The organism is Parasphingorhabdus sp. (genome assembly GCF_039939955.1).
Lineage (GTDB): Bacteria > Pseudomonadota > Alphaproteobacteria > Sphingomonadales > Sphingomonadaceae > Parasphingorhabdus.
On sequence record NZ_JBDVHS010000006.1, the window covers coordinates 96294 to 121268 of the forward strand.

Below are 24975 nucleotides of genomic sequence, written 5' to 3' on the forward strand. Positions count from 1 at the left end.
GAATCAAAAACAATTCACCCAATGCAAAACCAACACAGATTTGATACCCTCCTCCCAACCACCACAACAGGAGGCCCCACCATGACCACCCCCCAACCAACCCACCGCCAGGGCCATTGCCTCTGCGGCGCCATCACGATCACCGCCGCACAGGCCGTTAGCCATGTCGATTCCTGTCATTGCCGGATGTGCCGGCGTTGGGGTGGCGGGCCGTTTGTCGAGATTGATTGCGGGACGGATGTGGTGATTGACGGGGCGGAGAAGATGACCGTCTACAGCTCGTCGGAATGGGCGGAGCGGGCCTTTTGCGGGGATTGCGGCTCGCATCTCTTCTATCGCCTGAAGGGTTCGGGCGAGCATATGGTCTGCGCCGGGCTGTTCGACGATGCGACGGACAAGGATGACGGGCTGGCCCTCCGCCGACAGGTGTTTATCGATGAGAAGCCCTCTTATTACAGCTTTGCCGGGGATAGCGAGATGCTGACCGGTGCGGAGCTGTTTGCGCAGGCTGGCGTAGAGCAGGAATAGGAACGCCAGTCCGGTTCGTGCCGGGTCCTTCGACCGGCTCAGGACGAACGGTGGGGTGTGGACGCACCTGCTCTAGTCTCAACCAATCCGTTCGTGCTGAGCCTGTCGAAGCATGAGTGGGAAAAACTGAACCTGCCTCATAGACGCGGCCCAACAGGCTCACGATGAACGGTTGGGGGTGGAAGCGTCTTGTTCTTGCCTCAACCACTCCGTTCGTGCTGAGCTTGTCGAAGTACGGGTTGGAAGATCTGGGCCTGCCTCATAGACGCCGCCGTTGACCTGCGGTCGCCTTCGGCCCGACAAGCTCGGGACGAACGGGGTTTTTCGCTTTCCCGCACCCCTAGCCGCGCTTCAGCATTCGTTCCGCCCGCGCCAAAGCGCGCTGGCTATAGCTTTTGAGGCGATTGTCTGCGGGATATATACGCGGCGAGGACGGGCGCAGGCCGATTTGGCGCAGGCGGCTGTTAAAGCGGCAGGCATCGGCGTGGTGAAAACTCCACTCGCTGCGCCAGGTCAGCGATAGCGAGACCGAGACCTCGTCATGGACCTTCACCCAATGCGGGCTAAGGATCGGTACATAGATGGCCTCGCCGGGGGTGACGGTGATCGGCTGGCCGCGTTCTTCCCATTCCGGTTGCCACGGCAGATTGCGCGGGCCGCCATTGAAATATTGCTCGAAAAACGGGTCCCCGATCATGTCCGGGTCGGCGGCCGGGAAAACGGTCATCGTCTTTTTGCCCAGCGCCTGGAACATGATATTATATTCCGGGTCAAAATGCAGCGGCGTGACCGCTTGCGGTGAGGAGATGAAGATAAAGCCCTCCAGCCGCATCATCTCTCCGGTACGCGGCTCGACCACCGGCTCAATCGCGGACAGCACATCGCGCATCAACTGCGCATAGGCCGGGTCCTGATCGATGGTCTTGAGCAAAACCCAGGAGCCACAGCTGTCGATCTGCGCAATCGTTTCGTGGACGTCCAGCCCGGTATAAGGCGTTTCTTCATAGGCTATACCAAGCGGCAAATCGGTCGCGGCGTTAAATTCAATCGATTCCGGGCGCAGCCGCCGCGCGAGCGCCGCCAACGCGTCCAGCTCCAGCAAAGGGTGGCTTGCAATTTCGTGCGTCAACTGACGCGGCATATGCGGATAGGCAGCGCTCAGCGCGCCCAATGTTTCGGTAGAAAATGGCATCCTAACCATCGTCATCATATTCCCGTTATTTGCGACCATCCTCACGATAGGCAAAGATCGTTAAAATACGATAAAATGGAGACAGTTGGGTGGATATCCGCGATCAGTTCGCAAGGTGGCGGGTACGAATGCCCTACGCGGCGTAGCGCACCGGATCGAAGCGATCGCACCGATTTTTGCAAGTCGGTCATTGACAATTTCAATTAGGAATAATACATTCGTATTTATGAAAACCAACAGCTCTCTTGAACCCGCCCTTCATATCATGCTGCTGCTGGCCGCTGCCCCGGCCGGGCGCGAGCTAGCGGCCCATGATCTGGCCGACTTCCATGAATTGCGGCGCTCGACGCTTGCAAAAGTGTTACAGCAGCTCGGCGCAGCGGGATTGGTTGCCGGATCTGCGGGGCGCTATGGCGGCTACCAGCTGACACGTCGTCCGGCGGAGATCAGCGTCTATCAGGTCGCCGCCGCGATTGAAGGCGTCGAGCCCAGTTTCCACTGCCACGAAATTCGCCGCAACGGCCCCTGCGCCGGTGCCAAGGGCGATTATTCGCCCCGCTGTGCGATTGCCCAGGCCATGGACGCCGCCACCCTCGCCTGGCGCCGCGCGTTGGAGGACGTAAGCATCGCCGACCTTCTCCAGACAACCGGCGACACCACCGCACCGGCGATCCAGCAAAAGACCAAAGACTGGTTTGTCGAACATCTTAGAAATTAGAAAGGGCCTGATATGACCACCCGCGAGATCAACCAACAATGTTTGCTGCGCCACATGAAGGCGGAAGCCGAGCATGACATGGCCGGCACATTGGCCACCATCCATCTCGATGCGCTGTTTGAGGATCAGCCGATTGGCCTGATATTGAACGGACGCGAGGAAACTGCGCGCCATTATGATCTGTGGTGGAGCGCCTTTGGTATCCAGACCGACGGTGGCGCCTTGCACTGGGTCCGCGATGATTTCGTCATCGGCGACGCCTATTTTATCGGCAAACATATCGGCCCGTTTCTGGGCATCGAGCCAACCGGGCGCGCGGTCCGCTTCCCCTTCACCGTCTATGTCCGGTTCAAGGACGGCCTGCTTTCGGGCGAACGGTTTTTCTATGATCTGAACATGATCATGGCGCAGCTTGGCCAGCCAAGCGTTCCCCTCGCGGCATGAGCGCACCAGCAAAACCGCCCGCATTGTTCCTGCTCTGGCCGGAGGGCCGCGACGCGATGATCGCGGTGGATCGGCTGTGCGAGGCTGAGGGGCTATCGCTGCGGTCGCTGGAGCTGGTGCGGCTCTGGTGCTCGGTGCTCAACCGCTGCAGTTTTTGTATCACCATGCATAGCGCCCTGGCGGAGGCTGCCGGCGTTCCCCCCGCCCTGCTCGAATACCTGACCGAGCGACGCGTACCGGCCGCTCTCGACGATGGCGATCGGGCACTGCTCGGACTGGCCAGCGCGATGACGAAGCTGGACGACAACGCATCCCTAAAGGCCGCACAACAAGCGATGGCGCTGCATTTTAGCGAGCGGGAAACCGCGCTATTCAGCTATGCCATCGCCCAGATCAACGCGTGGAACCGGCTCGCCCTCACCAGCGAGGCCATGGCGGCGCGGGACTAGCCCCCTTACGCCGCGTAGCGCACCGGATAGCTCGGCAGGTTCATGATTTCTGCTGCCTGCGCCGGTGTCGCGATGGGTCGGCCCAGCCGCGTGGCGAGCGCCACCACTTCTTCGACCAGTTCGACATTCTGCGGCGTACGCGGACCGCCATAGGGTTCGATCCCGACCTGCACATGGCCGCCACGCAGGATCGCTTCCTCGGCCAGACCGCAGCCGACACAATCCGCGCCAAAGCTCGACACCAGCCACGGCAGGCCACTGCCCTCGATCATCTCGAGATAAGCATCGAGCGCTTTTGCGGTCGGCGGCAGGCCAAAGGGTTGATCCTCGGTGCCGAAATAGAATTTCATAATCCCGCCCGGCGGCAGCTTGCCCGCGCGGTGCAGCGCCATGATGAACTTCACAAAGCCGGGTTCAAAAATCGAGATGCTCATCCCCAGCTTCAACCGGCGGCATGCTTCGACATAATAGTGACTATCGTGCATGTCGTTGCGATAGATCAGCTGCGTCGGAGCGAAGACGCCGTCAGGACCGGGCACCGCAACATTGAAACTGCCGGGATCGCACAGACCCTGCGCGATCAGGCCCTCGTCCGCCATCGCCTCGATATGCGAGAAACGCTCCTCGACCGGCACGCCCTCTTTCCCCGGCATGGTCGGGGTGAGAATGGCATCGGGGCGTAGTTTGAGCAATTTCCGCCACGGCCGCGCGTAATTTTCCGCGTCCATCACCCCGGTGCCGCCAAAGACCGGCGCCTCGGTATGATTGTGCACGAGGGCCGCGCCCGCCTCCATACAGGCCACCGCCTGCGAGACAATTTCGTCATCGCTATAGGGCACATGTGGGTTCTGCGCCTTTTTGACGGAACCGTTGAGCGAGACTTCGATGATGAGCGGAATATCGGAGATTTGAGTCATGACAATCTCCTAGCATAAGCCCCTCGTCATCCCCAGCCCTCTTGACGTCCCACCGTATCGCTGTATTAATACAGTATGAAAAGAAAACTCGCCATCACCATCTGTCTCGTCTTCCTCGCATCCGGCCTGATCCGTATCGGTGTCAGCCTGCTGATGATCGGGCAAACCCTGGGCTGGTGGGCCTTTGGTGGCGAAGCGACCGAAGCGCTCGCCGAGACGCAGCGCTTCATTGCCGAACGGGAGTATAATCTCGTCGGCTTCACCCCCCTCACCTATTTTGGCTTCATCATGTTCATGGGAATAACCATCAGCCTCGGCGCGATCGGGCAGATGTGGCGCAAGCATTGGGGTCTGGTGCTGATCGGCATCTACCTGCTGAGCCACGGGGCGCTGTTCGTCAATTTCATGACGGTGAATCTGAAGATATTCCTGTGGGGATTGTCGGTGGTGGCCACGATGGTGCTGGTCTGGGCCAATCGGGAAGCGCCGCCGGAGAGCCAGTCGCTCGCGACATGATTGGCTCACGATAGGCTCTAAACGAACGGTATCGCCACCGCGCCGTTGGTAAGGGGCATTAGCATCCGGCCCCGCTTCCGTGCCCGCCAGCAAATGCCGTTATTTTTTCCAGCCATGCGAGAGCAGCTTCACCGTCACCCGCCCGGTGGCGACATGGATACCGCCCGCGCCGTGCATCGGGAATTCGGCGACATAGCCAGCGCTGCCCTTGCGCTCCAGATCGGCGAGCAGGCTTGCGATCTCGTCTTCTGACAAGCGATATTCGGCGGTGACATCGCTGTCGGCAGGCTTGTGGAAATCGACGTAAATATCTTTCAGGATCGGAAAATGGAGCGCCGCGTCAAGAAACGAAATACCCGGCAGTGCCGCCACTGCCTCCGCCAGCACCGTATAAGCGCCCATATAAAGCACGCCGACATGGTTCTCATTCCCCGCCAACGGCATCAACAAATGCGCATAGCCATGGCTTTCTTCAAGCCGCTTGAGTCCGGTGCGCTCGACAAATTCGACACGAAATTTGGGTTTGTTGTCGCCTTGCTCGCTCATGATGACCTCTCCCTGTAGTGCACCGTCACGACGGGACGGCGTGCGGTTCTGGCGGTGAGTTTATCAGCCAATCTGGGGCGCTATAGGCTTGCTTTTGATAGGGGGATGGGGACGGTTGCACCTGTCACCGTAATTCCAACTGGCCAGATAGTAGATTGACTCTCAGGGTGTTCACCGGATAGCCATCCCTATGGCCATACCAGACCCAGCAATGGTTCCAACCGAACCCGTATCAGCAAACGTATGCGCGCAAATGGTAGAATCGGCTACACGCTCTTGTCAGCCATTGTTTCAAATACCTCCTGAGCCGGTCAATAGCACGGCGGACTCTCTCGCAATGTTGTCTACAGCCTTCACGTTCGGTTCAATTATACTTGCTATAATAGCAGTCATTGCTGGCTTCGCTTGGTCTAAGGTTGTGGCCTACAAAGCGGAGGAAGAGGCAAAAAAAGTAGCAAAAGACTGCGCGGATGTATATATAGAGGATTGGTTAGCCAAAAAGGCTCCTGGAATAATCCGAAGTAGAGTAGACTTTATCTTGGACGCGACTTTAGGTCCAGGCGATGACGCCAAGGCCGCAGATGATATCGGAAAGGAGGCATAGTTATGACAGACCACATGCAAGTTATTAAACGGCATTGGGACAAGACGCCCGTGCCGATCAACGAAATCATCTGTGATATAGGCCTGCCCATTGAGTACAAGCCGTTGCCCGATGATATTTCAGGTTATATTGAACGCGAGAACGGCGATTACCGGATCGTAGTTAATGCCAATCATGCGCAAACGCGCCAACGCTTCACTGCGGCGCACGAACTAGGGCATTATATCTACCACCGCGATCTCCTTGGAGAGGGCGTTGGCGATAATCGTGCATATCGGACAGAGGGAACAGACCGCCCAAATATGAATATCCGGCCAATTCATGAGCGGCAGGCAAACAGCTTCGCTGCCAACGTTTTAATGCCTAAACACAGGCTGGTGGATGTTGCCGGAGAAACCACGCTAGGATTGGCTAACAGATTTGGCGTTTCACAAGAGGCTATGCGGATTAGATTGGGCCGATAGGGGAGGCTATTCAATAATTCGGTTCATTTCATCGAATAGATAGGGCGCGGCGGTCACGGTTTTTTGACGGCGGGCAACTTTCTTGAAGTGCTCAATATCACTGCACATTTCCATAACACCCTCTATCTTCCCGATCTGGCGCGTGAGGATTGTGCGACCCTCACCAGTTAGTCATTGATGGAATCGTGCTCGGCGCTTTCCTTCATCAGTGACGTTCAATTTGTCGAGTTCCGCCTTCACATAACCGTTCTCAATTGGTTCGTAGACATATTTATTGATGAATTTCCCATAGTATTGGGAATTATCGTGACAATGCACTTAATCCGGATGCCCGCTCAGATTTGGGTGGCGCACAGTCTGCGTAATTCATAAAGGCAACCGAAGTTTCCAATTTGGGTGAATTTCTCTCGGATCATCAATGAGATCACGGTTCAATTCGTAAATCTCGTTTGCACGGATCGGGTCATCGAAGTATTTACGTGCAATCGTTGGCAGATCTTCTCCGGGCTCAACCAAATGAAAGTCCACAGACTTTGTTTCAAGATCACATTGACGAAGTTTGTTAAGCTTTAAAAGCATTTTTTCAATCTCGTCGCTTAAACGAGCTAAGGGTTTTGGCCTATATTCCAGACCTTCCGGCAAATCGGTAGCCTTAAGCGACCACCGCCGAAATGCGAAAGCACTGACATCTTTCATAAACGTCGGACCTTGTCGGGGTGCATGAAGCAGTTTTCTATTCAACCAGCCAATTCCTCCCCTTTCATAAAAGGGGCGGTCTGGATCGTTTTGAAGCGGAGAAAGATAGTCTGGCTCAACGCCAAACACCCTAGAGTTTTTCGCCACATTTATTTCTAAACCGGCCCGTCTTGCTCCAACTAAAATCCACGAAAACGCAGAATCCGATAGGCCTCTCATAGGTCCGCCTCCCCCGACGGCGCTGTGCACCCCTGGGAACCATTTTTGCTGATATGGTGCCTCTGCATCATAAGGGGAAATACCTTTGTCAGAGTTTAACTCATTGACGTTTCCCCAAATCGTAGGCCGAAACAATTTCCGAGTTTCATCAATAGCCAGTGCATGCCGCGCGCTGTGAACCTTACTGGTCAGACGAACATCATGGAACCCTTTGCGACGATTCAGCCAATTTGCCCCTGGAAGGACATTCGGCCATCCCAACGCACCAACAGTATCCCAAACACCTACATATTTAATGTTTAACTTTGTCGAGTGTTCTTTAACAAAATCGTCCACATTCTCACAACGCCAGTCCTCATCAAATTCACTGACACAAACTTTTGAGGAATGTTCGGCGCGAAATTCTAACGCATCTAAATGATCATCGCCATCAGCACCCATGGCTGCTTCATAAAGCTCAATAGCTCTATCGATTTCTTTAGCGCTATTAACGTCCAAAATTCCGACATGGCGAACAAACCCTGCAAACGAGCGGGCTGTAAAAGCCCCTCTAGAAAAACCAAAAATGAAGATTTCATCTGCTGGCTCGTGATTAAAAATCAGAAACCGATAGGCTTCTCTCAGATTTGTAACCAAGCCGACGCCAAACAAAGTACCCCGAACTCGATCAAGTTTTCCAGTTCCAACGCCCTCATCATAATGAACCAGCTGAGGCGTGCCATCTGGAGCAGTAGGTAATATGCTCTCCGCCATAAGTACAACATTCGTTGGATTCACAGCAGCAAGCTTATTTGTAGTGCCATCGAAACAGAATACTAGTCGTTTCATAACATCGGGCCTCTGTTCCGAATATTCTTAATACGCTATACTGTAAAATTGCAATGAAAAAACTATTCCCGCTTCAAATCACTCCGCCGCTACCCCACCTCATCTTCCGGCAAATACAAGCGATCTCCCTTGTCCTTATAGACTTTCGCCATTTCGCGCATGCCTTCTTCCGCTGCGGCCTTGCTGGCCGCGGCGGTATCCGCGCCCAGTTTCTCGCTCGCCAGAAAGCCTTCGGCGCTCTGGTTTTGCGTGCTGGCGAAGTCGCGGACTTCCTGGCTGATCTTCATGCTGCAGAATTTCGGGCCACACATGGAGCAGAAATGCGCGGTTTTCGCGCCTTCTGCCGGCAAGGTCTGGTCGTGATATTCCATCGCCGTATCGGGATCGAGGCTGAGGTTGAACTGATCGCGCCAGCGGAACTCGAAGCGGGCTTTCGACAGCGCATCATCGCGGACCTGTGCGGCGGGATGGCCTTTCGCCAGATCGGCGGCATGGGCCGCGAGCTTGTAGGTGACAACGCCGACTTTCACATCATCGCGGTCGGGCAGGCCCAGATGTTCCTTGGGCGTGACATAGCAAAGCATCGCGCAGCCATACCAGCCGATTTGCGCCGCACCGATGCCGCTGGTGATATGGTCATAGCCGGGCGCGATATCGGTGGTTAGGGGGCCGAGCGTGTAGAACGGGGCCTCGCCGCAGACTTCGAGCTGCTTTTCCATATTCTCTTTAATCTTGTGCATCGGCACATGGCCGGGGCCTTCGATCATCACCTGCACGTCCGACTTCCACGCGCGGTGGGTCAGTTCGCCGAGCGTATACAGTTCGGAGAATTGCGCTTCGTCATTGGCATCCGCAATCGAACCGGGGCGCAGACCGTCGCCAAGGCTATAGGCGATGTCATAGGCCTTCATGATCTCGGTAATGTCGTCGAAATGTTCGTAGAGGAAGCTTTCCTTGTGATGCGCGAGGCACCATTTCGCCATGATCGAACCGCCGCGCGAGACGATGCCGGTGACGCGTTTCGCCGCCATCGGCACATAGGGCAGACGGACACCAGCGTGGATGGTGAAATAATCGACCCCCTGCTCGGCTTGCTCGATCAAAGTATCGCGGAAAATATCCCAGGTCAGGTCTTCGGCCACGCCGCCAACTTTTTCCAGCGCCTGATAGATAGGCACGGTGCCAATCGGCACGGGGCTGTTGCGGATGATCCATTCGCGGGTGTCGTGAATATTGCGGCCGGTGCTGAGGTCCATGACCGTGTCGGCGCCCCAGCGGATCGACCAGACCATCTTGTCGACTTCGCTGGCGACATCGGACGCGACCGCGCTGTTGCCGATATTGGCGTTGATCTTGACCAGGAAGTTGCGCCCGATCGCCATCGGTTCGCTTTCCGGGTGGTTGATATTGTTCGGAATGATTGCGCGGCCTCTGGCCATTTCGTCGCGGACAAATTCCGGCGTGACATAATCGGGAACCGACGCGCCAAAGCTTTCGCCATCGCGGACATATTCTTTCAGCCGCTCGCGCCCGAGATTCTCGCGCTCGGCGACATATTCCATTTCCGGCGTGATGATCCCCTGACGCGCATAGTGCATCTGGCTGACGTTGGCGCCGGACTTGGCGCGCAGCACTTTGCGGCGCACATTGGGGAACGGGTCGACGCCGCCGCTGCGGTCGGGGCCTAGCTGGCCATTGTCTTCCGGCTTGATCTCGCGCTGGTCGACTTCCTCGACATCACCGCGCGCACGGATCCACGGGGACCGCAACTCGTTCAGGCCGGTTTTGATATCGATCAGCGCTTCGGGGTCGGTATAGGGGCCGCTGGTGTCATAGACGCGCACCGGCGGTTCGCCGCCTTCCAACGCAATTTCCCGCATCGCTACCCGAATGCCGCTGCCGCTATGCGCCGCGACATGGACCTTCTTTGATCCACTGATCGGGCCGGTGGTTACGCCAATTTCGGTTTTTGCTGGAAGATCAGCCATATATGTTACTTTCTTTGCAGGTTAAACTTGAAGCCGGAGCAAGCCGGCGAAGGATGCGGCAAGGCCGACGATGATAGCAAGGACAGCCCATATTCGCGCGCCTTTCGGCATTATGCGGCTGGCAAAGCCCATGAACCAGTTGCCAAAGGCGAGGATCAGCATGCCTTCGACCACTATCCAGCCGCCGATGACAGTGATCAGGATCGACAGCCAGTCGGCGGGATCGAACGGATTGACGAGATAGATGGTCGCACCAAGAATCAGGGTGACCAGGCCGGTGATGAATTGCAGCGCGCTGCTTTCTTGGACTTCACTGACCATCTTGGTCCAGAAACCGGGATTGCGAAACTCGCCCACGCCAGCGGCCAGGCCGTAAAGGCCGATAAAAAGGGTGATCCAACCGGTAATGTCGCCTACACTGCCCATCGCGTCTCTCCTTCTATCCTGATGGAGAAAGAGCGTATTCGGGACAACCCAATGACCGCTCCCTCCCTCCGCCGGTAAGCCCATGAATGGTGCCGGATCAGGTTCTGCGGGTCGGGCGACGTTACGCGCCCCTCTCAGTCAAACGACTCCCCGGGGAAGACCGGAGTTTAGGACGAAGCGAAGGTGAGGTCCAGCGAAGTTTACGCGAAGTTTGCGGGCCGAGATCAGCGGCCAGCGAAATCACAATATATATTTCATCTTCACCGAATATTGCGCATCATCGGTGCCGATGGTGAATTGCGCCGATTTAAATTTTGGCGGGCCCACACCGATCTTGGGGTTGCGAGAGAAACCAAAGCCTTCGCGCGGCAAAAACAGTCGCAAGTCCATTTTGCCATTGGCATTTTCATCGTGGATCAGCGCGACCGCATAAGTTCCCGGCTTCACATCGGCAATCTGTATGGCGGCGGCCTGACCAGCGGAGATTTTCAACTTGCGCGCTTTCTTGTCCTTGCGGCAGTCGGGGAAATATTTGGGATTGGCGCTTAGACAAACCAGCACATCGCCCTTGTCGGAACGCAGGCCGCTGATCGCCAGATCAATGGAGGCCGAGACCGCTGCTGCGACGGGCACTGGTGCGGCCGGAGCCGGCGCTTCACTCGCCGACGCGCTTGCGCCGAGCAGCATCACCGAAGCCGCGCCCAGCATTGGCAAGGCCGATATCCGTGCCGCAGATCTTGTCCCAAAAGCGAAAATATAACCCATAATTTCCTCGATATAATTCATGATGCTTCTCGTGGTGGGTCGCGGTTATCAGCCACTGTCCCAATCGTCCGCGAACAAGCCAGCGCGGGAACATTTCCCACCCCATATGGTTAGACACGCCCATAATCGTCATCAGCAGCAATACCAGCCCCAATATGCCGACATGAATCGGTATTGCGATGACCAGAGCCGGAATGACGATGGCGCCACTGATTGCCTCAACCGGATGAAAGCTCATCGCGGCCCAAGCGGTCGGCGGACGACTGTCATGGTGGACCGCGTGCGCGACCTTGAACCATTGCGGCCGGTGAAACAGCCGGTGAGTCCAGTAGAACCAAGTGTCATGCAGCAAGAGATAGAGAAAAAACGATAGCGGTAAATACCACCATGAGTACATATTGGGATCGGTGTAAATCCGGGTCCAGCCAGCATTCTGCCAGCCCCATGCGACGACACCAGCAGGAACCCCATAGATGGCCGCAGAAAGCAACGACCACCGAATTTCGCGGCCAATCTGGGGCTTCAACAGATCATATTGCCCCGGCCGCAGCCGGTTGGTGAGCCATGCAAAAAAGCCGCTGCTCAGCAGATAGCGGCCGCCAACGATAAACGTCATCGCAACAGCAGAGAGCAGGATCGCAAATGCATAGTCCATGGCGACGGAATATGCCGCCGATTGCCAAGGAGCAAGGCTTAAAGCAGGAAGGGACTATGGGCTTTCGGACAGGCTTTCCCCTGCCCCCAGCTTCGGCTAAGGCAAGGCAATGCCGAAGCACGCTCGTTCCTCAGACCAGTATGATCTGGCTATCGCTGGCGGTGGACTGGCGGGTGGGCTGGTTGCTCTGGCACTGGCAAAAAAGCGCCCAGAGCTAAAGCTATTGCTGATCGAAGCCGAGGAGCAATTCGGCGGCAATCATATCTGGTCCTTTTTCGAAAGCGATGTCGAACCAGAGCATCGCTGGCTGGTCGATCCGCTCATCTCCCGTCAATGGGATAGCTATGATGTGCATTTCCCTCAATATAGCCGCCGACTGAGCAACGGCTATTGCTCGATTGAATCGAAAAATCTCGACCGGGAATTGCGGCAGCAACTGCCTGCAGAGGCACTGCAAACCGGACAGAAAGCCAAGAAGGTCGAAAATGGTCTGGTCCAACTGGCAGATGGCACGGAGGTTCGAGCAGGAGCCGTGCTGGATGTTCGCGGGAGCGGCGATATTTCAGCGCTGGAAATAGGCTGGCAGAAATTCTGCGGCCAGATGCTCAAACTCAAAAAGCCGCATGGACTTGATCGCCCGATCATCATGGACGCGAATGTCGAGCAGATTGATGGATATCGGTTTCTTTATTGCTTGCCGTTTGGCGAAACAGAGCTTTTCGTCGAAGACACATATTATGCGGACAGCGCCACACTCGACCGCGCGGCATCCCACGACCGGATTGCAAAATATGTGGCCTCTAAGGGGTGGGCCATCGACAGGATATTGAGCGAGGAAGACGGCCAACTTCCCGTCATTTACGGCGGTGACTTCGAGGCTTTTTGGAACGCCAACAAGGGCGTTGATGCACGGGCCGGCGCAAGAGCCGCGCTGATCCAGCCAATTACCAGCTATTCCCTGCCCATGGCCGTCAAAACCGCAATGATGATCACCGACATGCCGGAGATCACGCAGGACGCGCTTAACAAGATGTTACGCAATCTGGCGACCGAACATTGGAAAGATGGCAAATTTTATCGTATGTTATGTGCCATGCTATTCAAAGCCGCAAAACCGGAAAAACGTTATCTCACGCTGCAACATACCTATGCCAAACCAGAAGAGCTGATAGAGCGTTTCTATGCTGGAAAAACGACGCTATTGGACAAATTTTCAATGCTTTCAGGCAAACCGCCTGTGCCGATTAGCAAGGCTCTATCGATCATGATGAGATACCGATGACAGGCGTGACCCAATCCAATCTGTTCAAGAAAGCAGCCGTAATCGGTTCCGGCTTTGGCGGACTGGCGCTCGCCATTCGCTTGCAATCTGCCGGTGTCCAGACGACGATATTGGAAAGCCGGGACAAACCCGGTGGACGGGCCTATTATTGGGAGAAAGAAGGCTTTATCTTCGATGGCGGCCCGACCGTCATCACCGACCCCGATTGTCTCTCCCAACTATGGGATCTCACCGGCCATGATATGGCGAAAGATATCGAGTTGATGCCGGTGTCGCCTTTCTACCGGCTCAACTGGCCGGACGGCACCAATTTCGATTATGTGAATGATCCCGAAGAGCTTTATGCCAACATAGCGGCCATCGAACCTGACGATGTCGAGGGTTATAAGAAGTTCCTAGAATATAGCGGCGGCCTATATGAAGAAGGCTATGTCAAGCTCGGCACCAAGGCGTTTCTCGATTTCAAATCGATGATCAAGGCGGCCCCTGCCCTGATGAAATTCGAAGCCTATCGCTCTGTCTATGCCAAGGTTTCCGGCTTTGTTAAAAATGAGAAGCTGCGCGAATTCCTGTCCTTTCAATCGCTACTGGTCGGCGGCAATCCGATGAAAACCAGCGCAATTTACGGTTTGATCCATAAGCTGGAAAGACTGGGCGGGGTCTGGTTTGCCAAGGGAGGGACCAATATGCTGGTCGCTGCGATGGTCAAACATTTCGAGCGGATTGGCGGTGTCATCCGGCTTGATGATCCGGTCACAAAAATCGATACAACTGGCGATCGCGCGTCGGGTATCACCTGCAAATCCGGCTGGAGCGAACATTTTGATGCGGTCGCCTCCAACGCAGATATCATGCACAGCTACCGCGATCTTCTTGGCCACAAACATCGCAGCGAAACCGTCACGGGCAAGCTGATGAACAAGAAATATTCACCGTCACTTTTCGTCGTACATTTTGGCGTCAAAGGCAGTTGGCCCGGCATCCCGCACCATATGATCCTCTTTGGCCCGCGCTACAAAGGACTGCTGGAGGATATCTACGACAATGGCGTGCTACCGAATGACTTCTCTCTCTATCTGCACCATCCTACGATCACCGACCCGGAAATGGCACCGGAAGGCCACAGCACATTCTACGTGCTGGCACCGGTACCACATCAGGGGAAACTGCCGATCGACTGGGAAGAAATGGGACCGATCTACGAGAAGCGTATTCTCGATGAAATCGGTCATCGCCTGATCCCCGATATTCATGACCGGATTGTCACAAGTTTTCATTATACGCCTCAGGATTTCGGCAGCGACCTCAACGCCCATCTCGGCAGCGCGTTCAGCCTGGAACCCTTGCTGACGCAAAGCGCCTGGTTCCGGGTCCATAATCGCGATGATGTGATCGACAATCTCTATTTTGTCGGTGCAGGCACCCATCCGGGTGCGGGAATTCCCGGTGTCGTAGGGAGCGCGAAAGCGACGGCCGAACTGATGCTGGAAGATCTCGGACAGCCTGAATGAACCGTACGAACCTCGTCCTACACGCCAGAACCAGTATCGAGCGCGGATCAAAGTCCTTTGCGCGGGCCTCAAAGCTATTCTCCCGGCAGACGCGGGAGCGGGCATGGTTGCTCTATAGCTGGTGCCGGGCCTGCGACGATCTGGCCGATGGGCAGGACCATGGACAAGAGATGTCGCGGGTTCAAAATCCGGAGAAGGTCATTGCGGCTATGCGGATGATGACAGCCCGCGCCCATGGTGGAGAGAAAACCGGCAATCCGCCATTTGATGCTTTTGGCGTCGTCGCACAGGAATGCGACATTCCAATTTCACTCGCCAATGACATGATCGATGGCTTTTCACTGGATGCCAAAGGATGGCGACCGGAAACCGAGAATGATCTGCTGCAATATTGCTATCATGTGGCGGGCACGGTCGGCTGTATGATGGCAGTCGTGATGGGCATTTCTGCGCGCAATCAAGAAGTTCTCGACCGCGCCTGTGATCTGGGCTTAGCATTTCAACTGGCAAATATTGCCCGCGACGTGACCGAAGATGCAGAAGCGGGCCGATGTTATTTGCCCAAAACATGGCTGGCGGAGATGCGGATCGATCCCGACAACATCATGGCCCCGGAACGCCGGGAGGCACTTGTGCTGCTGATCGACCGGCTTTGCGATTTAGCAGGAGATTATGAGGCTTCAGCTCGTGTTGGGGCATCCAACCTGCCATTCCGGTCCCGCTGGGCGGTTCTGGCGGCAGCGGGAATCTATGGTGATATCGCCCGGGCCATTAAAAAGAGTGACGGAGCCTCGCTTGAACAGCGCATATATACCAGCAAGAGCAAAAAACTCGGCTGGATATTGAAGGCCTTTGGACAAGCTATATTCAATCTGGCTCGACGTGATCGCCAAGGTCTATGGACAAGAAAACGCGCTTAAACGGCTTAGCCGTTTATTCGCTGGCCCCGTTTTCGGTGACATATCCACTGATACGGCGAACGGCGACTTCATATAGATTTTGCGAACAACATATCACGCCAAGCGCTTTGCCGTGCGTGCCATTATAGACCAGCCGTTCGCCCATCGCGCTGGTGACACTGGCACCCGCTTCGGCAGCAATCACATGAGCAGCGGCAATATCCCATTCATGGCCCCAGCGGGTCGAGGCGACGACGTCCGCCCGATCATCTGCGACCATCGCCATGCGTAGCGCGATACTATTCGGCTTGGTCACGGCTGTCAGGTTAAGCTCGGGTGGCAATTCTTCTGCAGGTATGCGGCAACCGTCATATTCGTGACGCGTACTGGCGACCAAGGCTCTACCGTTAACGGTGGCATGGTTGCCCGCTTTTGCGGCCCAGACTTCTTCCATTGCAGGAGCAACGAGTATTCCGAAAATTGGCGCTTCATTTTGGACTAATGCAACCGACACGCACCAGCCTGTCTTACCCGCCACAAAATCCTTCGTGCCGTCGATCGGATCAACCACCCATGTCAGTTCATCACCAGCGCCGCTGTGATCAATATGGGTTTCTTCCGAAAGCCAGCCCGCTTCGGGCAGCAGTTTCTCAAGCTCGCTCCGCAGGAACCGATCAACCGCCAAATCTGCATCGCTGACAATCTGGCCCGGTGATTTTTCCCACGTCTTGTCGGCCTTCCGGCCCAGCTGCCAATCGCGCATGGCGAGTGCCCCGCCCTCTTCAGCAATTGCAATCACACGGTCAAAATCGATATCAGCCAAGAGTTTCTCCGTTAATCCAGAGCCTGTCGAGAGAAGCGTTCGCCTAATAGGTACGGTTCGACGGGCGCACCACTAACGGATTTGGTCAGCCACCCGCGACCGTCATACTGTCCGTGCGCAAGGTTGGCACATTGATGCTGTACCGATATTCCAGATCATCGGCCGCGATCAGGCTTTTGAACATATCTTTCAAATTGCCCGCGATCGTGATTTCCGAAATCGGTGGACCAATTTCTCCATCAACGATCAAAAATCCGCCCGCGCCCCGGCTATAGTCGCCGGTCACCGGATTGACGCCCATGCCGATCAATTCGGTGATATAGACGCCATGTTTGATATCTTTGATCAAATCCGCCTTGCTGACCGCGCCGTTGCACATATGCAAATTGGTCACGCTGACACCGGGTGATCCGCCAACCCCGCGGGAGGCATGTCCGGTCGGTTGCATCCCCAATTGACGGGCTGAGGCGCTTTCCATGAGCCATTGAGTCAGCCGACCATTGTCGATCAATTTGGCCTTCGCCGTCGGCAGTCCTTCCCCGTCAAATGCCTTGGAACGGAGACCGCGTTTGCGATGCGGGCAGTCGATAACGGTCAAGGCGCTATCAAATACTTCTGTATCCAGTGCATCTTGCAAGAAACTGGTTTTGCGCGCGATGCTGCTGCCGGCAATCGCGCCCACAAAATGCCCCAGCAGACTATTGCCTACCCGTGGATCGTAAACGACCGGCATTGCGCCCGCGTCAAATTCCACCGGATTGAGCCTTGAAACGGCCCGTTCTCCAGCTTCCTGGCCAATGTCTTCCGGTGCTCCTAGATCTTCCAGAAAACGCACGCTGTCATAGGCATAGTCGCGTTCCATGCCATCGCCTTCACCTGCGATAACGCTAGCCGACAGACTATAGCCACTGGTTGAATAAGCGCCGGAAAATCCATGGCTAGTCGCGAGTGCAACGATGCTGCGCCCCGCGCTTGCTCCGCCACCTTCGCTATTCGTAACGCCCTTTACGGCCCGCGCGCTGTCCTCTGCCTTTAGTGCCAGTTCACGCAATATCTCCGGCTCTGGGTCTTGTCCGTCATCGCCATCAATTGGGTGCGGTTCGGATTTCAAAAGCAGCTCTTCGGGCGCGAGACCGGCATATTGGTCTTCCGGTGCTTCTCTGGCCATGTCCAGTGCACGCCCTACTAGCGATGATAGTATCTCGGGGTCCATATCGGATGAAGAAACAGTCGCAGAACGCTTTCCAGCGAACACCCGAAGGCCAATTTCTTCGCCTTCCGATCGCTCGACATCTTCCAGATTTCCGAGACGGATTTGGACCTGTGTCGCGGCATCGCAGACATAAATGGCGTCGGCAGCATCAGCTCCGGCTTTTTTGGCTTGGGAAATTAGGGCGTCGGCGCGGTCTTGCGCTTCGGAAGGTTTTAGCATGAACCGGACATAGGTGCGGCACCCTGCAAGGTCAACGATCTGCTGTTAAATGGTGAGGAAACGATAGTCGTGTTTCTGGAAACGACTTTTTAAAGCACCGTCGCAACGGCTTTGATCAGCGCGATATAAACAATAGGCAGGCCGATAGCCAAGCTCCAGAGGATTACCTGGTCAGATCGAAATTTTGCAGCGAGACTTTGTTCGGACAGGCCAGCGCTGCTCATGTCAGACCAACGCTTTTCAAACTTGCGGCAGAATGGGATGATAACAGCTACCAACAATATCAAACCAAAATAGGGAGCGATCGACATGCCCTTGGTTTCGATAAAGCTGAGCACGAAGAAAATCTGAGCCATTGTGTAGACCAACAAGGCCGCTGCACAATTGTTGCTCATTTTCTTGTCCCAGCGGATGCCGCTGTTCCGCATATCCTGACGTGCGTGATGTTTGCTAATCGTTTTGCGAGACGCTGCTGCGACCATAGTCTATTCCCCTCAGAATATCATCTCCGTCGATCGTCGTAAGTTTGCCCCGTACGATCAACGCAGACACTATAACCGATTTATCGTAAAAGCCAAATCGCTAGTTTTCCGGTATTTTATATCGCAAAAACATAGTTCCGCTTGCCAAAAATTACCGAATGCGACAGAATCAGTTTCCATTCGCAATTTATTTTTGGAGCCTGCCCGCATGACCATTGCCCTTTCTGATCCGCTGACATTGCCCTGCGGCGCGGTGCTGCCGAACCGGCTTTCCAAGGCCGCGATGACCGAAGGCATGGCAACGCCCGATGGCATTCCCACTCCGGAGCTAGAACTGCTATATGGCCTCTGGTCCGACGGCGGAACCGGAATGTTGTTGAGTGGCAATATTCAGATTGACCGTGACCATCTCGAACGACCCGGAAATGTGGTGATCGATCGCCCGGCTGATGACGCGATGATGACAATGTTAAAACGCATGGCCCAAGCTGCCACGCGCAATGGCAATCATTTCTGGGCGCAGATCAGCCATGCAGGTCGGCAAACACAAAGCAATGTCAACAAACATCCCAAAGCCCCATCCGCTGTCAAACTTGGCCTGCCCGGCGGACAATTTGGTGAACCCGTCGCCTTGACCGGAGAAGAGATTGAAGAGCTCATCGGCCGTTTTGCGCTAGCGGCAAAAACGTGTCAGGCTGCGGGTTTTACCGGCGCGCAAATCCATGCCGCTCATGGCTATCTGCTCAGCAGCTTCCTCAGTCCACGATCCAACCAGCGCACCGACGAATATGGCGGTAGCCTGGAGAACCGGGCGCGCTTTCTGCTCGCGGCGGTCGCGGCCGTCCGGGCAGCGGTCGGGCCCGACTTCCCTATTTCGGTGAAGCTCAACAGCGCCGATTTCCAGAAAGGCGGGTTTAACTTCGACGACAGTTTGCAGGTGGTCAAATGGCTCGAAGAAGCCAGCGTCGATCTGGTCGAAATTTCTGGCGGCACTTATGAGCAGCCGGCGCTCATGGGCGCAGATGGGATGGAAGAGAAAGAGGAACAGAATGTTGCGCCTTCAACCAAGGCACGAGAAGCCTATTTCGTCGATTTCGCCAAGGCAATGCAGGATGCGGTCAAGGTTCCACTGATGGTGACCGGCGGTTTCCGGACCCGAGCGGCTATGGAATCCGCGCTCTCCAGTGGTGCCGCCGATCTGATCGGATTGGGCCGTCCGATGTGCGTGATGACCGATGCCCCCAAACAATTGCTGGAAGGATTGGAAGCACTACCACGCTATGAGGATGAATTGCGCCTCATTCCCGACTGGCTCGGCTTCCTCATGCGGGTACAGATGGTCAAGGCCGTCGCCAGTTTTGCCGTCATCTACTGGTTCTACGAACAGCTGGAAAACCTTGGCCAAAGCGGAAAAACCGATCCGCGCCTCAGCGTATTCAAGGCATTTCAAGCCGTCGAGAAACGCAACAAACGTATATTGGCAGCGCGCAGCCCCAGTGAATGAACGCCAGCGGCTAGCCGCCTCTAGATATTGGTGCTGGTCGGGATAAGGCTGGGCTGCAAATAGCTATAAGGATGCATCCGCCGACTGTTGCGCGCGACAATCCGCGCCTCGACTGCCCTCAATCCAGCCTGAAACCGTACCAACGGCCCTTCATCGCCGGTAATCGCTGGATCGCGGAACCACTTGCTATACGGCAAGCGATTGGTGCGATAGTCGCCGAGCGGCCGATAATAGACCGATCCCAGCAATACCAGAGAGGACATTTGTTCCAGCGCCAATGACATGGGCGGCATATAGTCCAGCCATTCCTGCTTGCTGTGACCGCCTTGATCCGCCGGAGCCGCTTCCCAACCTGCGCCGGAATAGGCCGGAATGAAGGTCATGATCGAACGCTGCGGAAAATTCACGGCGGCATGCTGAGCACTGGCCGTAAAAATGATCATCGTGCAGACTTCGACCAACTGCGCGCGGGACGTGATCGCTTTAAAGCCATCGATATGCCCCTCCAAAGCAATGGATGATGCCCATTGCGCCAATTCGGTATCACCGGTCACCGCATCATCATCGGCATAATAGATATCGATATATTGTTTGACCCAGTCCTGGATCGCATTCCAGACCAGCAAGGCATCGTCGCGATAAGGATAGTCGGCCAGTTTGTTCGGATCAGCGACCTTCCGCTCTGCGAAATCGACCGGAGTCATTTTCTTGTAGAAGTCAAAAGACAGGCGCGCCTGTACTGCGGCCAATTGGCTGGACGTGATCGTGCCACCAAAAAATGCATCAATCGGACCACCTTTGTTGATCAGCGTTTTTGCCGCCATATTGTTGATGAACAAAGTTCCCTCGAAATGCGGGACGAGCAAGGACCAGAGTGGATGCACATTGGCCAGATTACGGCGGGTTGCCACGGCAATAGCCTCACTGACCAGATGCGTGCCGGCGAGATGCACGAAAAGTTCATGATAGTTGATATCAGAAACCTGGACGACAAATTTTGCCATTTCCCAGCCCCATTTTTCCGAGGCCGCGGCCGATGGAGTCATGATGGGATATTGGCTGCTATCCTGCCCGCATTGGATTGCGACAGGCTTCAGCGACGCTCCGCCCGGCGGCACTGCGAACAGAGCCATCGGTTGATAGACATATTTGGCTATACCTTTCCAAACACCCGCAGAAAGAACCTCTAATTCTTTGTAATCGCTTAGATATATACGGCCGTCTGCCAATGCATCGGCTAGCGTGTCTCCGCTGATGGCTGCTGCATATTGCGCGGGCGTCACCGGGAAATTCTCTGGAATTTCATCAATGCCCCGAAGCAACATCGGATTAGGCCCCGCAACCCGCAGTCGGGCAAATTCATCATCATTTTGAAACGTGTAGCCGATTTCCGGAACGGGATAGGTTTGGAACAGATCGCGATAGGCCTCTATCGATCGGTCATCTGAAGCCTCTTCGGCTTTCAAAACATCAAAAATCACCGCAATAATATCACGAAGGGCAATATCATGCGCTTCAAGCGCTTCGAGATCCGTCGCCTGTGCCGCCTCTTCAATGCTGTTTTCAAGGATAGACAATTCGCCATTTTTGGCATGTTTTTCGAACAGCGCATCCACCTCCGTTCGTACCTTGCTGGCATCTTCCAACGCATCTTTGATGATCTGTTGCGCCGCTTTGTCGAAACCCGAGAATATGGGATGGAGCAGTACTGCTTCGATATTCTTCAGAATACCGAGACTAACCTTTAACACCTTGAACCACCATGCCATTGAAGGCTTGTCATCAGACGGCACGTCAGTAGCCAAAGGCACTCCGGGCAATGCCGGTATCTCCCGGGTCCATTGATATTTTGTACAGGTGGCAGAAATTTGTTCACGGCGTTTCGTACGCTGCTCTGGGCTGTCATTTTGTGGCAAGCTTGGATGGCGCGCTCCGTGTTTTACCAACTCCTCCGCCATATCTTGTTGCGGTACGATCGACTTTGCGTTTTCGAAGGACATGATTGCTCCTGAATCTGGTTTCAGACAGTATCATTTTGTAACAACATGGTTAATTATGAGTAAAAATCGTAATCTAGATAAATGGTTACAGATTCTGCGTATATGTAAAGAGATGTTATCCTGCATCTATACTTAACGCACTTTTCACGATTTACTGCTAGCGCGTTAGTCATGCAGTCAGCCATTCGCCAATTTGTTCAGAGACTCGTTCCCCCGATTCCAGAAGCGGTTCAGGATGAATTTGCGATTCTGAGCGCGACCCGTCTGCAAAGCCAATCGCGTGCGTTGTTTCTGGCGATGTTCCTGACTATTCCCTTCGTGCTCTACGCTTCCAGTGTCGGTGCCGATCCATGGATCCGCTATGGCATGCCGCTCGCCATGGGCAGCTGTTGCCTGATTGGTTACATTTCGCTGATCAAGGACCGCAACGCTTCTGGTAGTCCCGATCTGGCGCGCAGCTTTATCGCCGAAGCCACTTTTTTCTCGGCAACCATCTGCGTCCTTGTCAGTGTCTGGTGCGTATTGAGCTGGGTCAATGCGCCTAGCGAACTAAGGCTATTCTATCCGTTCACGCTCGCCATGGGTTCCTTGACGACCATCTATACGCTGGCAACAATCCGGCTGGCGGCAATTCTCAACATCATAATCGGTATAGCGCCGATCACCATCATCATGCTGCTCTCGGGCGATCCCATTGGCTGGTCTGCTGCGGCAAGCCTGATCATGGTGACAACATTCCTCTTCCGATTGATCACAAAGCAGAATGATGAGTTTATCAACCTGCTGGTTCTGCAAAATGAAATGCGCGAACTGGCGCATACCGATCCCCTAACCGGCCTGTTCAATCGCAGGGTTTTGGCGAAACATCTCGAACAGCAGATTGCGGCGAAAGATCAAGAAAACCGTTTCACCTTGGCCTTGGTTGATCTGGACGATTTCAAACCGGTCAATGACCAGTTCGGCCATGCCGTTGGCGATCAATTGCTGATCGAAGTGGCCAAACGCCTCCAGGCTGCCTGCGGGGAAAACGGAATTGTCGCCCGCATAGGCGGCGATGAATTTGCGATTCTACTGTCCCCAGAATCTAGCATTTCCAGCGCGGCCTGCGCGGATCATATGCTCGCTGCTCTGGTTCCACCCTGCATGATTTCTGAACATGTCATTCGTGTCGGGGCGAGCATCGGTACCGCTACATGGCCGATTGATGGCAAAACCGCAGAAGCCCTGTTCGACGCCGCAGACACCCAGCTTTATGCCCTCAAGAACCGCAGTGACAAGGCAGTAGCGCGGGAATCAAGACAGCCAAGCGAACTGCGGTCCAAAACCGCATAACGGCAGTGCCGTCGGAACTAGCCTAATTCTTCTGCCCGAAGCGTCTTGCGGTCCAGCTTTCCGATCATTGTTTTAGGCAGGCTTTCACGCACCACGACATCCGTCACTCGTTCATGTTTGCCGAGTTGGGGATTGAGCCACGTTTTCAGCTCTTCGCCGGTTACACTCACGCCAGCTTCCAACGCCACATAGGCTTGGGGACTCTCACCACGATAGTCATCCGGAACGCCAATCACGAGCGCTTCTTTGACCGCTTCATGCTTGTAGAGCACTTCTTCAACCTGACTCGGGAACACTTTGAAGCCGCCAACAGCGATCATATCCTTCAACCGGTCAACAATCTTGATATAGCCATCTTCATCAATGGTCGCGACATCACCCGTGCGCAGGAAGCCGTCGACGAATACTTTCTCGTCTTCGTCCGGCAGGTTCCAATATCCCTGCATCACCTGAGGACCAGAGAATATCAATTCGCCTGGCTCACCTTCTGGTACGGCGAGGGTCGGGTCGCTCTTGTCGACCAGTTTCACCAAAGTGCCCGGGACCGGTTGGCCGATTGTGCCGGGTTTGTTGAGCGCTTCATAGGGGTTGGCTGCAACCACGCCACAGCTTTCCGTCAGACCATAGCCCTCGACCAGCTTCGCCCCTGTCATCGCCTCGAACTTATTCTTCAATTCCATCGCCAGAGGGGCACCACCCGAAACACAGACGTTGAGCGAGGAGAAATCGGTCTTCTCAATGTCCGGATGATCGAGCAAAGCCTGATACATGGTCGGCACGCCGGGCATAGCGGTAATCTTCGTCCGGGTAATCGCCTGTAATGTCTGCTTCGCATCAAAGCGCGGCAGCATGACGATCTCTCCGCCCCGTTCGATCGTGCGGTTAAGTACGGCGCTGTTCGCGAAGACGTGGAAGAAAGGTAGAACACCCATCAACCGGTCATCCTCTCCAATAGATGGATCGATGCTGTTAATCTGCCGCGCATTGGCGGTTAGATTCTGGTGGCTGCACATCGCGCCCTTCGGGGTACCGGTGGTGCCGCCGGTATATTGCAGCAATGCAATATCCTTTTCCGCATCAATATCGGGCGCTTCATAATCGCCAGCATTCTTGGTCAAATCCGTGAAGCGGGTAATCCGGTCATCCTTGGGCACCGGGCTGTTTTCCTTGCGACGGAACAGCGAGTAGAGCAACGCTTTACCGGTGGGCAGCGCCTTTGCAATGCTTCCCACCACAAGCCGCTCCAGACTGGATTGTTCAAGCACTTGATAAGCAGTCGGAAACAGAGCTTTGGCCGAAAGCGTGAACAGGATTTTGGTACCGCTATCCTCTACCTGATGACTCAGCTCATCTACGGTATAGAGCGGTGAGAAATTCACGATCGTCGCGCCAACCGCCATCGCACCATAATAAGCGCTGACATATTGCGGTACATTGGGCAGGAACAGACCGACCCGATCGCCTTTCTTGACGCCCATATCCTGCAGCCCCTTGGCCACCCGGGCGACATCGACGGCAACAGCCGCGTAACTATATTTCCGTCCCATGAAATCCAGCAGATGCGCATCGCCGCGTTGCCCGACCGAACGGAAGAACATCCCCGGCATCGACAGAGGTGGATAGATCTGATCCCATTGCGTGGGATGATTATAGCTAGATGTCCAGATTGGTCGCTGGTCTGAGTGTATATTGGTCATTAACATTCATGTAAGTGAAGCAGCACGAACTGACAATGGAAATCGCGCATCATATTGG

General features: G+C 55.1%; 25 protein-coding genes and 1 riboswitch. Of the genes, 12 read left to right on the forward strand and 13 right to left on the reverse strand.

The annotated features are described in order from the left end of the window. Nucleotides 1-81: 81 nt before the first annotated feature. A complete protein-coding gene (locus ABJG22_RS11665; RefSeq protein ID WP_348020444.1) occupies nucleotides 82-528 on the forward strand; it encodes a GFA family protein in 447 nt (148 codons plus the stop codon). 340 nt (nucleotides 529-868) lie between these two features. Here ABJG22_RS11665 and ABJG22_RS11670 read toward each other — a convergent pair whose 3' ends face one another. Continuing rightward, nucleotides 869-1720 (reverse strand): cupin-like domain-containing protein, encoded by an 852-nt coding sequence (locus ABJG22_RS11670; protein WP_348020445.1) that lies wholly within the window; start codon nucleotides 1718-1720, stop codon nucleotides 869-871. Nucleotides 1721-1946: 226 nt separating this feature from the next. Between ABJG22_RS11670 and ABJG22_RS11675 the strand changes: the two genes are divergently transcribed. The 3 genes from ABJG22_RS11675 to ABJG22_RS11685 are packed head-to-tail and all read left to right on the forward strand — an operon-like array spanning nucleotide 1947 to nucleotide 3331. Continuing rightward, nucleotides 1947-2438 (forward strand): Rrf2 family transcriptional regulator, encoded by a 492-nt coding sequence (locus ABJG22_RS11675; protein ID WP_348020446.1) that lies wholly within the window; start codon nucleotides 1947-1949, stop codon nucleotides 2436-2438. Nucleotides 2439-2450: 12 nt separating this feature from the next. Beyond that, nucleotides 2451-2882 carry an ester cyclase gene (locus ABJG22_RS11680; protein ID WP_348020447.1) on the forward strand — a complete coding sequence of 144 codons (432 nt, stop codon included), beginning with the start codon at nucleotides 2451-2453 and terminating at the stop codon, nucleotides 2880-2882. Next, on the forward strand, nucleotides 2879-3331 hold the full coding sequence (locus ABJG22_RS11685) for a carboxymuconolactone decarboxylase family protein (RefSeq protein WP_348020448.1): 453 nt from the start codon (nucleotides 2879-2881) through the stop codon (nucleotides 3329-3331). The genes ABJG22_RS11680 and ABJG22_RS11685 overlap by 4 nt, the downstream gene beginning before the upstream one ends. 5 nt (nucleotides 3332-3336) lie before the next feature. Here ABJG22_RS11685 and ABJG22_RS11690 read toward each other — a convergent pair whose 3' ends face one another. Beyond that, the gene (locus ABJG22_RS11690) at nucleotides 3337-4248 is read right to left on the reverse strand and encodes a 3-keto-5-aminohexanoate cleavage protein (RefSeq protein WP_348020449.1); all 912 of its coding nucleotides are present in this window, start codon (nucleotides 4246-4248) and stop codon (nucleotides 3337-3339) included. A gap of 75 nt (nucleotides 4249-4323) precedes the next feature. Here ABJG22_RS11690 and ABJG22_RS11695 point away from each other — a divergent pair, with 75 nt between their 5' ends. Then, on the forward strand, nucleotides 4324-4764 hold the full coding sequence (locus ABJG22_RS11695; protein ID WP_348020450.1) for a hypothetical protein: 441 nt from the start codon (nucleotides 4324-4326) through the stop codon (nucleotides 4762-4764). Between the two features lie 99 nt (nucleotides 4765-4863). Here ABJG22_RS11695 and ABJG22_RS11700 read toward each other — a convergent pair whose 3' ends face one another. Continuing rightward, nucleotides 4864-5310, reverse strand: a complete 447-nt coding sequence (locus ABJG22_RS11700; RefSeq protein WP_348020451.1) for a DUF4442 domain-containing protein — start codon at nucleotides 5308-5310, stop codon at nucleotides 4864-4866. A gap of 190 nt (nucleotides 5311-5500) precedes the next feature. On the opposite strand from ABJG22_RS11700, the gene ABJG22_RS11705 reads away from it, so the two are divergent. Further along, nucleotides 5501-5914 carry a hypothetical protein gene (locus tag ABJG22_RS11705; protein ID WP_348020452.1) on the forward strand — a complete coding sequence of 138 codons (414 nt, stop codon included), beginning with the start codon at nucleotides 5501-5503 and terminating at the stop codon, nucleotides 5912-5914. 2 nt (nucleotides 5915-5916) lie between these two features. Then, a complete protein-coding gene (locus tag ABJG22_RS11710; protein WP_348020453.1) occupies nucleotides 5917-6378 on the forward strand; it encodes an ImmA/IrrE family metallo-endopeptidase in 462 nt (153 codons plus the stop codon). 366 nt (nucleotides 6379-6744) lie between these two features. Here ABJG22_RS11710 and ABJG22_RS11715 read toward each other — a convergent pair whose 3' ends face one another. The 5 genes from ABJG22_RS11715 to ABJG22_RS11735 form a co-directional block, all read right to left on the reverse strand. Beyond that, nucleotides 6745-8121: a DUF2235 domain-containing protein gene (locus ABJG22_RS11715; protein WP_348020454.1), complete on the reverse strand. Its 1377-nt coding sequence runs from the start codon at nucleotides 8119-8121 to the stop codon at nucleotides 6745-6747. An 89-nt stretch (nucleotides 8122-8210) separates the two neighbouring features. After that, complete coding sequence (gene thiC, locus ABJG22_RS11720; RefSeq protein WP_348020455.1) at nucleotides 8211-10109, reverse strand: phosphomethylpyrimidine synthase ThiC; 1899 nt, start codon at nucleotides 10107-10109, stop codon at nucleotides 8211-8213. A 21-nt stretch (nucleotides 10110-10130) separates the two neighbouring features. Continuing rightward, nucleotides 10131-10535 (reverse strand): hypothetical protein, encoded by a 405-nt coding sequence (locus ABJG22_RS11725; RefSeq protein WP_348020456.1) that lies wholly within the window; start codon nucleotides 10533-10535, stop codon nucleotides 10131-10133. 46 nt (nucleotides 10536-10581) lie between these two features. Then, nucleotides 10582-10698, reverse strand: a riboswitch (TPP riboswitch). A 77-nt stretch (nucleotides 10699-10775) separates the two neighbouring features. Next, the gene (locus ABJG22_RS11730) at nucleotides 10776-11243 is read right to left on the reverse strand and encodes a DUF2141 domain-containing protein (protein ID WP_348020909.1); all 468 of its coding nucleotides are present in this window, start codon (nucleotides 11241-11243) and stop codon (nucleotides 10776-10778) included. After that, on the reverse strand, nucleotides 11191-11955 hold the full coding sequence (locus tag ABJG22_RS11735) for a sterol desaturase family protein (protein ID WP_348020457.1): 765 nt from the start codon (nucleotides 11953-11955) through the stop codon (nucleotides 11191-11193). Before ABJG22_RS11735 ends, ABJG22_RS11730 begins: the two co-directional genes overlap by 53 nt. A 109-nt stretch (nucleotides 11956-12064) precedes the next feature. On the opposite strand from ABJG22_RS11735, the gene crtY reads away from it, so the two are divergent. Genes crtY through ABJG22_RS11750 form a run of 3 tightly spaced genes read left to right on the forward strand, consistent with a single transcriptional unit; the run spans nucleotide 12065 to nucleotide 15668 of the window. Continuing rightward, nucleotides 12065-13237 (forward strand): lycopene beta-cyclase CrtY, encoded by a 1173-nt coding sequence (crtY, locus tag ABJG22_RS11740; protein WP_348020458.1) that lies wholly within the window; start codon nucleotides 12065-12067, stop codon nucleotides 13235-13237. Beyond that, complete coding sequence (locus tag ABJG22_RS11745) at nucleotides 13234-14748, forward strand: phytoene desaturase (protein WP_348020459.1); 1515 nt, start codon at nucleotides 13234-13236, stop codon at nucleotides 14746-14748. The genes crtY and ABJG22_RS11745 overlap by 4 nt, the downstream gene beginning before the upstream one ends. Beyond that, the gene (locus ABJG22_RS11750; protein WP_348020460.1) at nucleotides 14745-15668 is read left to right on the forward strand and encodes a phytoene/squalene synthase family protein; all 924 of its coding nucleotides are present in this window, start codon (nucleotides 14745-14747) and stop codon (nucleotides 15666-15668) included. The genes ABJG22_RS11745 and ABJG22_RS11750 overlap by 4 nt, the downstream gene beginning before the upstream one ends. Nucleotides 15669-15681: 13 nt before the next feature. Here ABJG22_RS11750 and ABJG22_RS11755 read toward each other — a convergent pair whose 3' ends face one another. The 3 genes from ABJG22_RS11755 to ABJG22_RS11765 all read right to left on the reverse strand — a co-directional run bounded on the left by ABJG22_RS11755 (nucleotide 15682) and on the right by ABJG22_RS11765 (nucleotide 18384). Continuing rightward, the gene (locus tag ABJG22_RS11755) at nucleotides 15682-16470 is read right to left on the reverse strand and encodes an inositol monophosphatase family protein (protein WP_348020461.1); all 789 of its coding nucleotides are present in this window, start codon (nucleotides 16468-16470) and stop codon (nucleotides 15682-15684) included. Between the two features lie 85 nt (nucleotides 16471-16555). Continuing rightward, a complete protein-coding gene (locus ABJG22_RS11760; protein WP_348020462.1) occupies nucleotides 16556-17902 on the reverse strand; it encodes a metallopeptidase TldD-related protein in 1347 nt (448 codons plus the stop codon). An 89-nt stretch (nucleotides 17903-17991) separates the two neighbouring features. Further along, nucleotides 17992-18384 carry a hypothetical protein gene (locus tag ABJG22_RS11765; protein WP_348020463.1) on the reverse strand — a complete coding sequence of 131 codons (393 nt, stop codon included), beginning with the start codon at nucleotides 18382-18384 and terminating at the stop codon, nucleotides 17992-17994. A 208-nt stretch (nucleotides 18385-18592) separates the two neighbouring features. Here ABJG22_RS11765 and ABJG22_RS11770 point away from each other — a divergent pair, with 208 nt between their 5' ends. After that, entirely contained in the window at nucleotides 18593-19888 is a 1296-nt protein-coding gene (locus ABJG22_RS11770; RefSeq protein ID WP_348020464.1) for an NADH:flavin oxidoreductase/NADH oxidase family protein, read from the forward strand. 20 nt (nucleotides 19889-19908) lie between these two features. Here ABJG22_RS11770 and ABJG22_RS11775 read toward each other — a convergent pair whose 3' ends face one another. Next, on the reverse strand, nucleotides 19909-21888 hold the full coding sequence (locus ABJG22_RS11775) for a lipoxygenase family protein (RefSeq protein WP_348020465.1): 1980 nt from the start codon (nucleotides 21886-21888) through the stop codon (nucleotides 19909-19911). Between the two features lie 171 nt (nucleotides 21889-22059). Between ABJG22_RS11775 and ABJG22_RS11780 the strand changes: the two genes are divergently transcribed. Beyond that, complete coding sequence (locus ABJG22_RS11780; RefSeq protein ID WP_348020466.1) at nucleotides 22060-23220, forward strand: diguanylate cyclase; 1161 nt, start codon at nucleotides 22060-22062, stop codon at nucleotides 23218-23220. A 17-nt stretch (nucleotides 23221-23237) separates the two neighbouring features. Here ABJG22_RS11780 and ABJG22_RS11785 read toward each other — a convergent pair whose 3' ends face one another. After that, nucleotides 23238-24917 (reverse strand): long-chain fatty acid--CoA ligase, encoded by a 1680-nt coding sequence (locus ABJG22_RS11785; protein WP_348020467.1) that lies wholly within the window; start codon nucleotides 24915-24917, stop codon nucleotides 23238-23240. Nucleotides 24918-24975 lie beyond the last annotated feature (58 nt).

What these genes read in the sequence shown, in the direction of transcription:
- ABJG22_RS11665 (WP_348020444.1), top strand. Translation starts at nt 82, where the DNA reads ATGACCACCCCCCAACCAACCCACCGCCAGGGCCATTGCCTCTGCGGC.
- ABJG22_RS11670 (WP_348020445.1), bottom strand. Translation starts at nt 1,720, where the DNA reads ATGCCATTTTCTACCGAAACATTGGGCGCGCTGAGCGCTGCCTATCCG.
- ABJG22_RS11675 (WP_348020446.1), top strand. Translation starts at nt 1,947, where the DNA reads ATGAAAACCAACAGCTCTCTTGAACCCGCCCTTCATATCATGCTGCTG.
- ABJG22_RS11680 (WP_348020447.1), top strand. Translation starts at nt 2,451, where the DNA reads ATGACCACCCGCGAGATCAACCAACAATGTTTGCTGCGCCACATGAAG.
- ABJG22_RS11685 (WP_348020448.1), top strand. Translation starts at nt 2,879, where the DNA reads ATGAGCGCACCAGCAAAACCGCCCGCATTGTTCCTGCTCTGGCCGGAG.
- ABJG22_RS11690 (WP_348020449.1), bottom strand. Translation starts at nt 4,248, where the DNA reads ATGACTCAAATCTCCGATATTCCGCTCATCATCGAAGTCTCGCTCAAC.
- ABJG22_RS11695 (WP_348020450.1), top strand. Translation starts at nt 4,324, where the DNA reads ATGAAAAGAAAACTCGCCATCACCATCTGTCTCGTCTTCCTCGCATCC.
- ABJG22_RS11700 (WP_348020451.1), bottom strand. Translation starts at nt 5,310, where the DNA reads ATGAGCGAGCAAGGCGACAACAAACCCAAATTTCGTGTCGAATTTGTC.
- ABJG22_RS11705 (WP_348020452.1), top strand. Translation starts at nt 5,501, where the DNA reads ATGGCCATACCAGACCCAGCAATGGTTCCAACCGAACCCGTATCAGCA.
- ABJG22_RS11710 (WP_348020453.1), top strand. Translation starts at nt 5,917, where the DNA reads ATGACAGACCACATGCAAGTTATTAAACGGCATTGGGACAAGACGCCC.
- ABJG22_RS11715 (WP_348020454.1), bottom strand. Translation starts at nt 8,121, where the DNA reads ATGAAACGACTAGTATTCTGTTTCGATGGCACTACAAATAAGCTTGCT.
- thiC (WP_348020455.1), bottom strand. Translation starts at nt 10,109, where the DNA reads ATGGCTGATCTTCCAGCAAAAACCGAAATTGGCGTAACCACCGGCCCG.
- ABJG22_RS11725 (WP_348020456.1), bottom strand. Translation starts at nt 10,535, where the DNA reads ATGGGCAGTGTAGGCGACATTACCGGTTGGATCACCCTTTTTATCGGC.
- ABJG22_RS11730 (WP_348020909.1), bottom strand. Translation starts at nt 11,243, where the DNA reads ATGCTGGGCGCGGCTTCGGTGATGCTGCTCGGCGCAAGCGCGTCGGCG.
- ABJG22_RS11735 (WP_348020457.1), bottom strand. Translation starts at nt 11,955, where the DNA reads ATGGACTATGCATTTGCGATCCTGCTCTCTGCTGTTGCGATGACGTTT.
- crtY (WP_348020458.1), top strand. Translation starts at nt 12,065, where the DNA reads ATGCCGAAGCACGCTCGTTCCTCAGACCAGTATGATCTGGCTATCGCT.
- ABJG22_RS11745 (WP_348020459.1), top strand. Translation starts at nt 13,234, where the DNA reads ATGACAGGCGTGACCCAATCCAATCTGTTCAAGAAAGCAGCCGTAATC.
- ABJG22_RS11750 (WP_348020460.1), top strand. Translation starts at nt 14,745, where the DNA reads ATGAACCGTACGAACCTCGTCCTACACGCCAGAACCAGTATCGAGCGC.
- ABJG22_RS11760 (WP_348020462.1), bottom strand. Translation starts at nt 17,902, where the DNA reads ATGCTAAAACCTTCCGAAGCGCAAGACCGCGCCGACGCCCTAATTTCC.
- ABJG22_RS11765 (WP_348020463.1), bottom strand. Translation starts at nt 18,384, where the DNA reads ATGGTCGCAGCAGCGTCTCGCAAAACGATTAGCAAACATCACGCACGT.
- ABJG22_RS11770 (WP_348020464.1), top strand. Translation starts at nt 18,593, where the DNA reads ATGACCATTGCCCTTTCTGATCCGCTGACATTGCCCTGCGGCGCGGTG.
- ABJG22_RS11775 (WP_348020465.1), bottom strand. Translation starts at nt 21,888, where the DNA reads ATGTCCTTCGAAAACGCAAAGTCGATCGTACCGCAACAAGATATGGCG.
- ABJG22_RS11780 (WP_348020466.1), top strand. Translation starts at nt 22,060, where the DNA reads ATGCAGTCAGCCATTCGCCAATTTGTTCAGAGACTCGTTCCCCCGATT.
- ABJG22_RS11785 (WP_348020467.1), bottom strand. Translation starts at nt 24,917, where the DNA reads ATGACCAATATACACTCAGACCAGCGACCAATCTGGACATCTAGCTAT.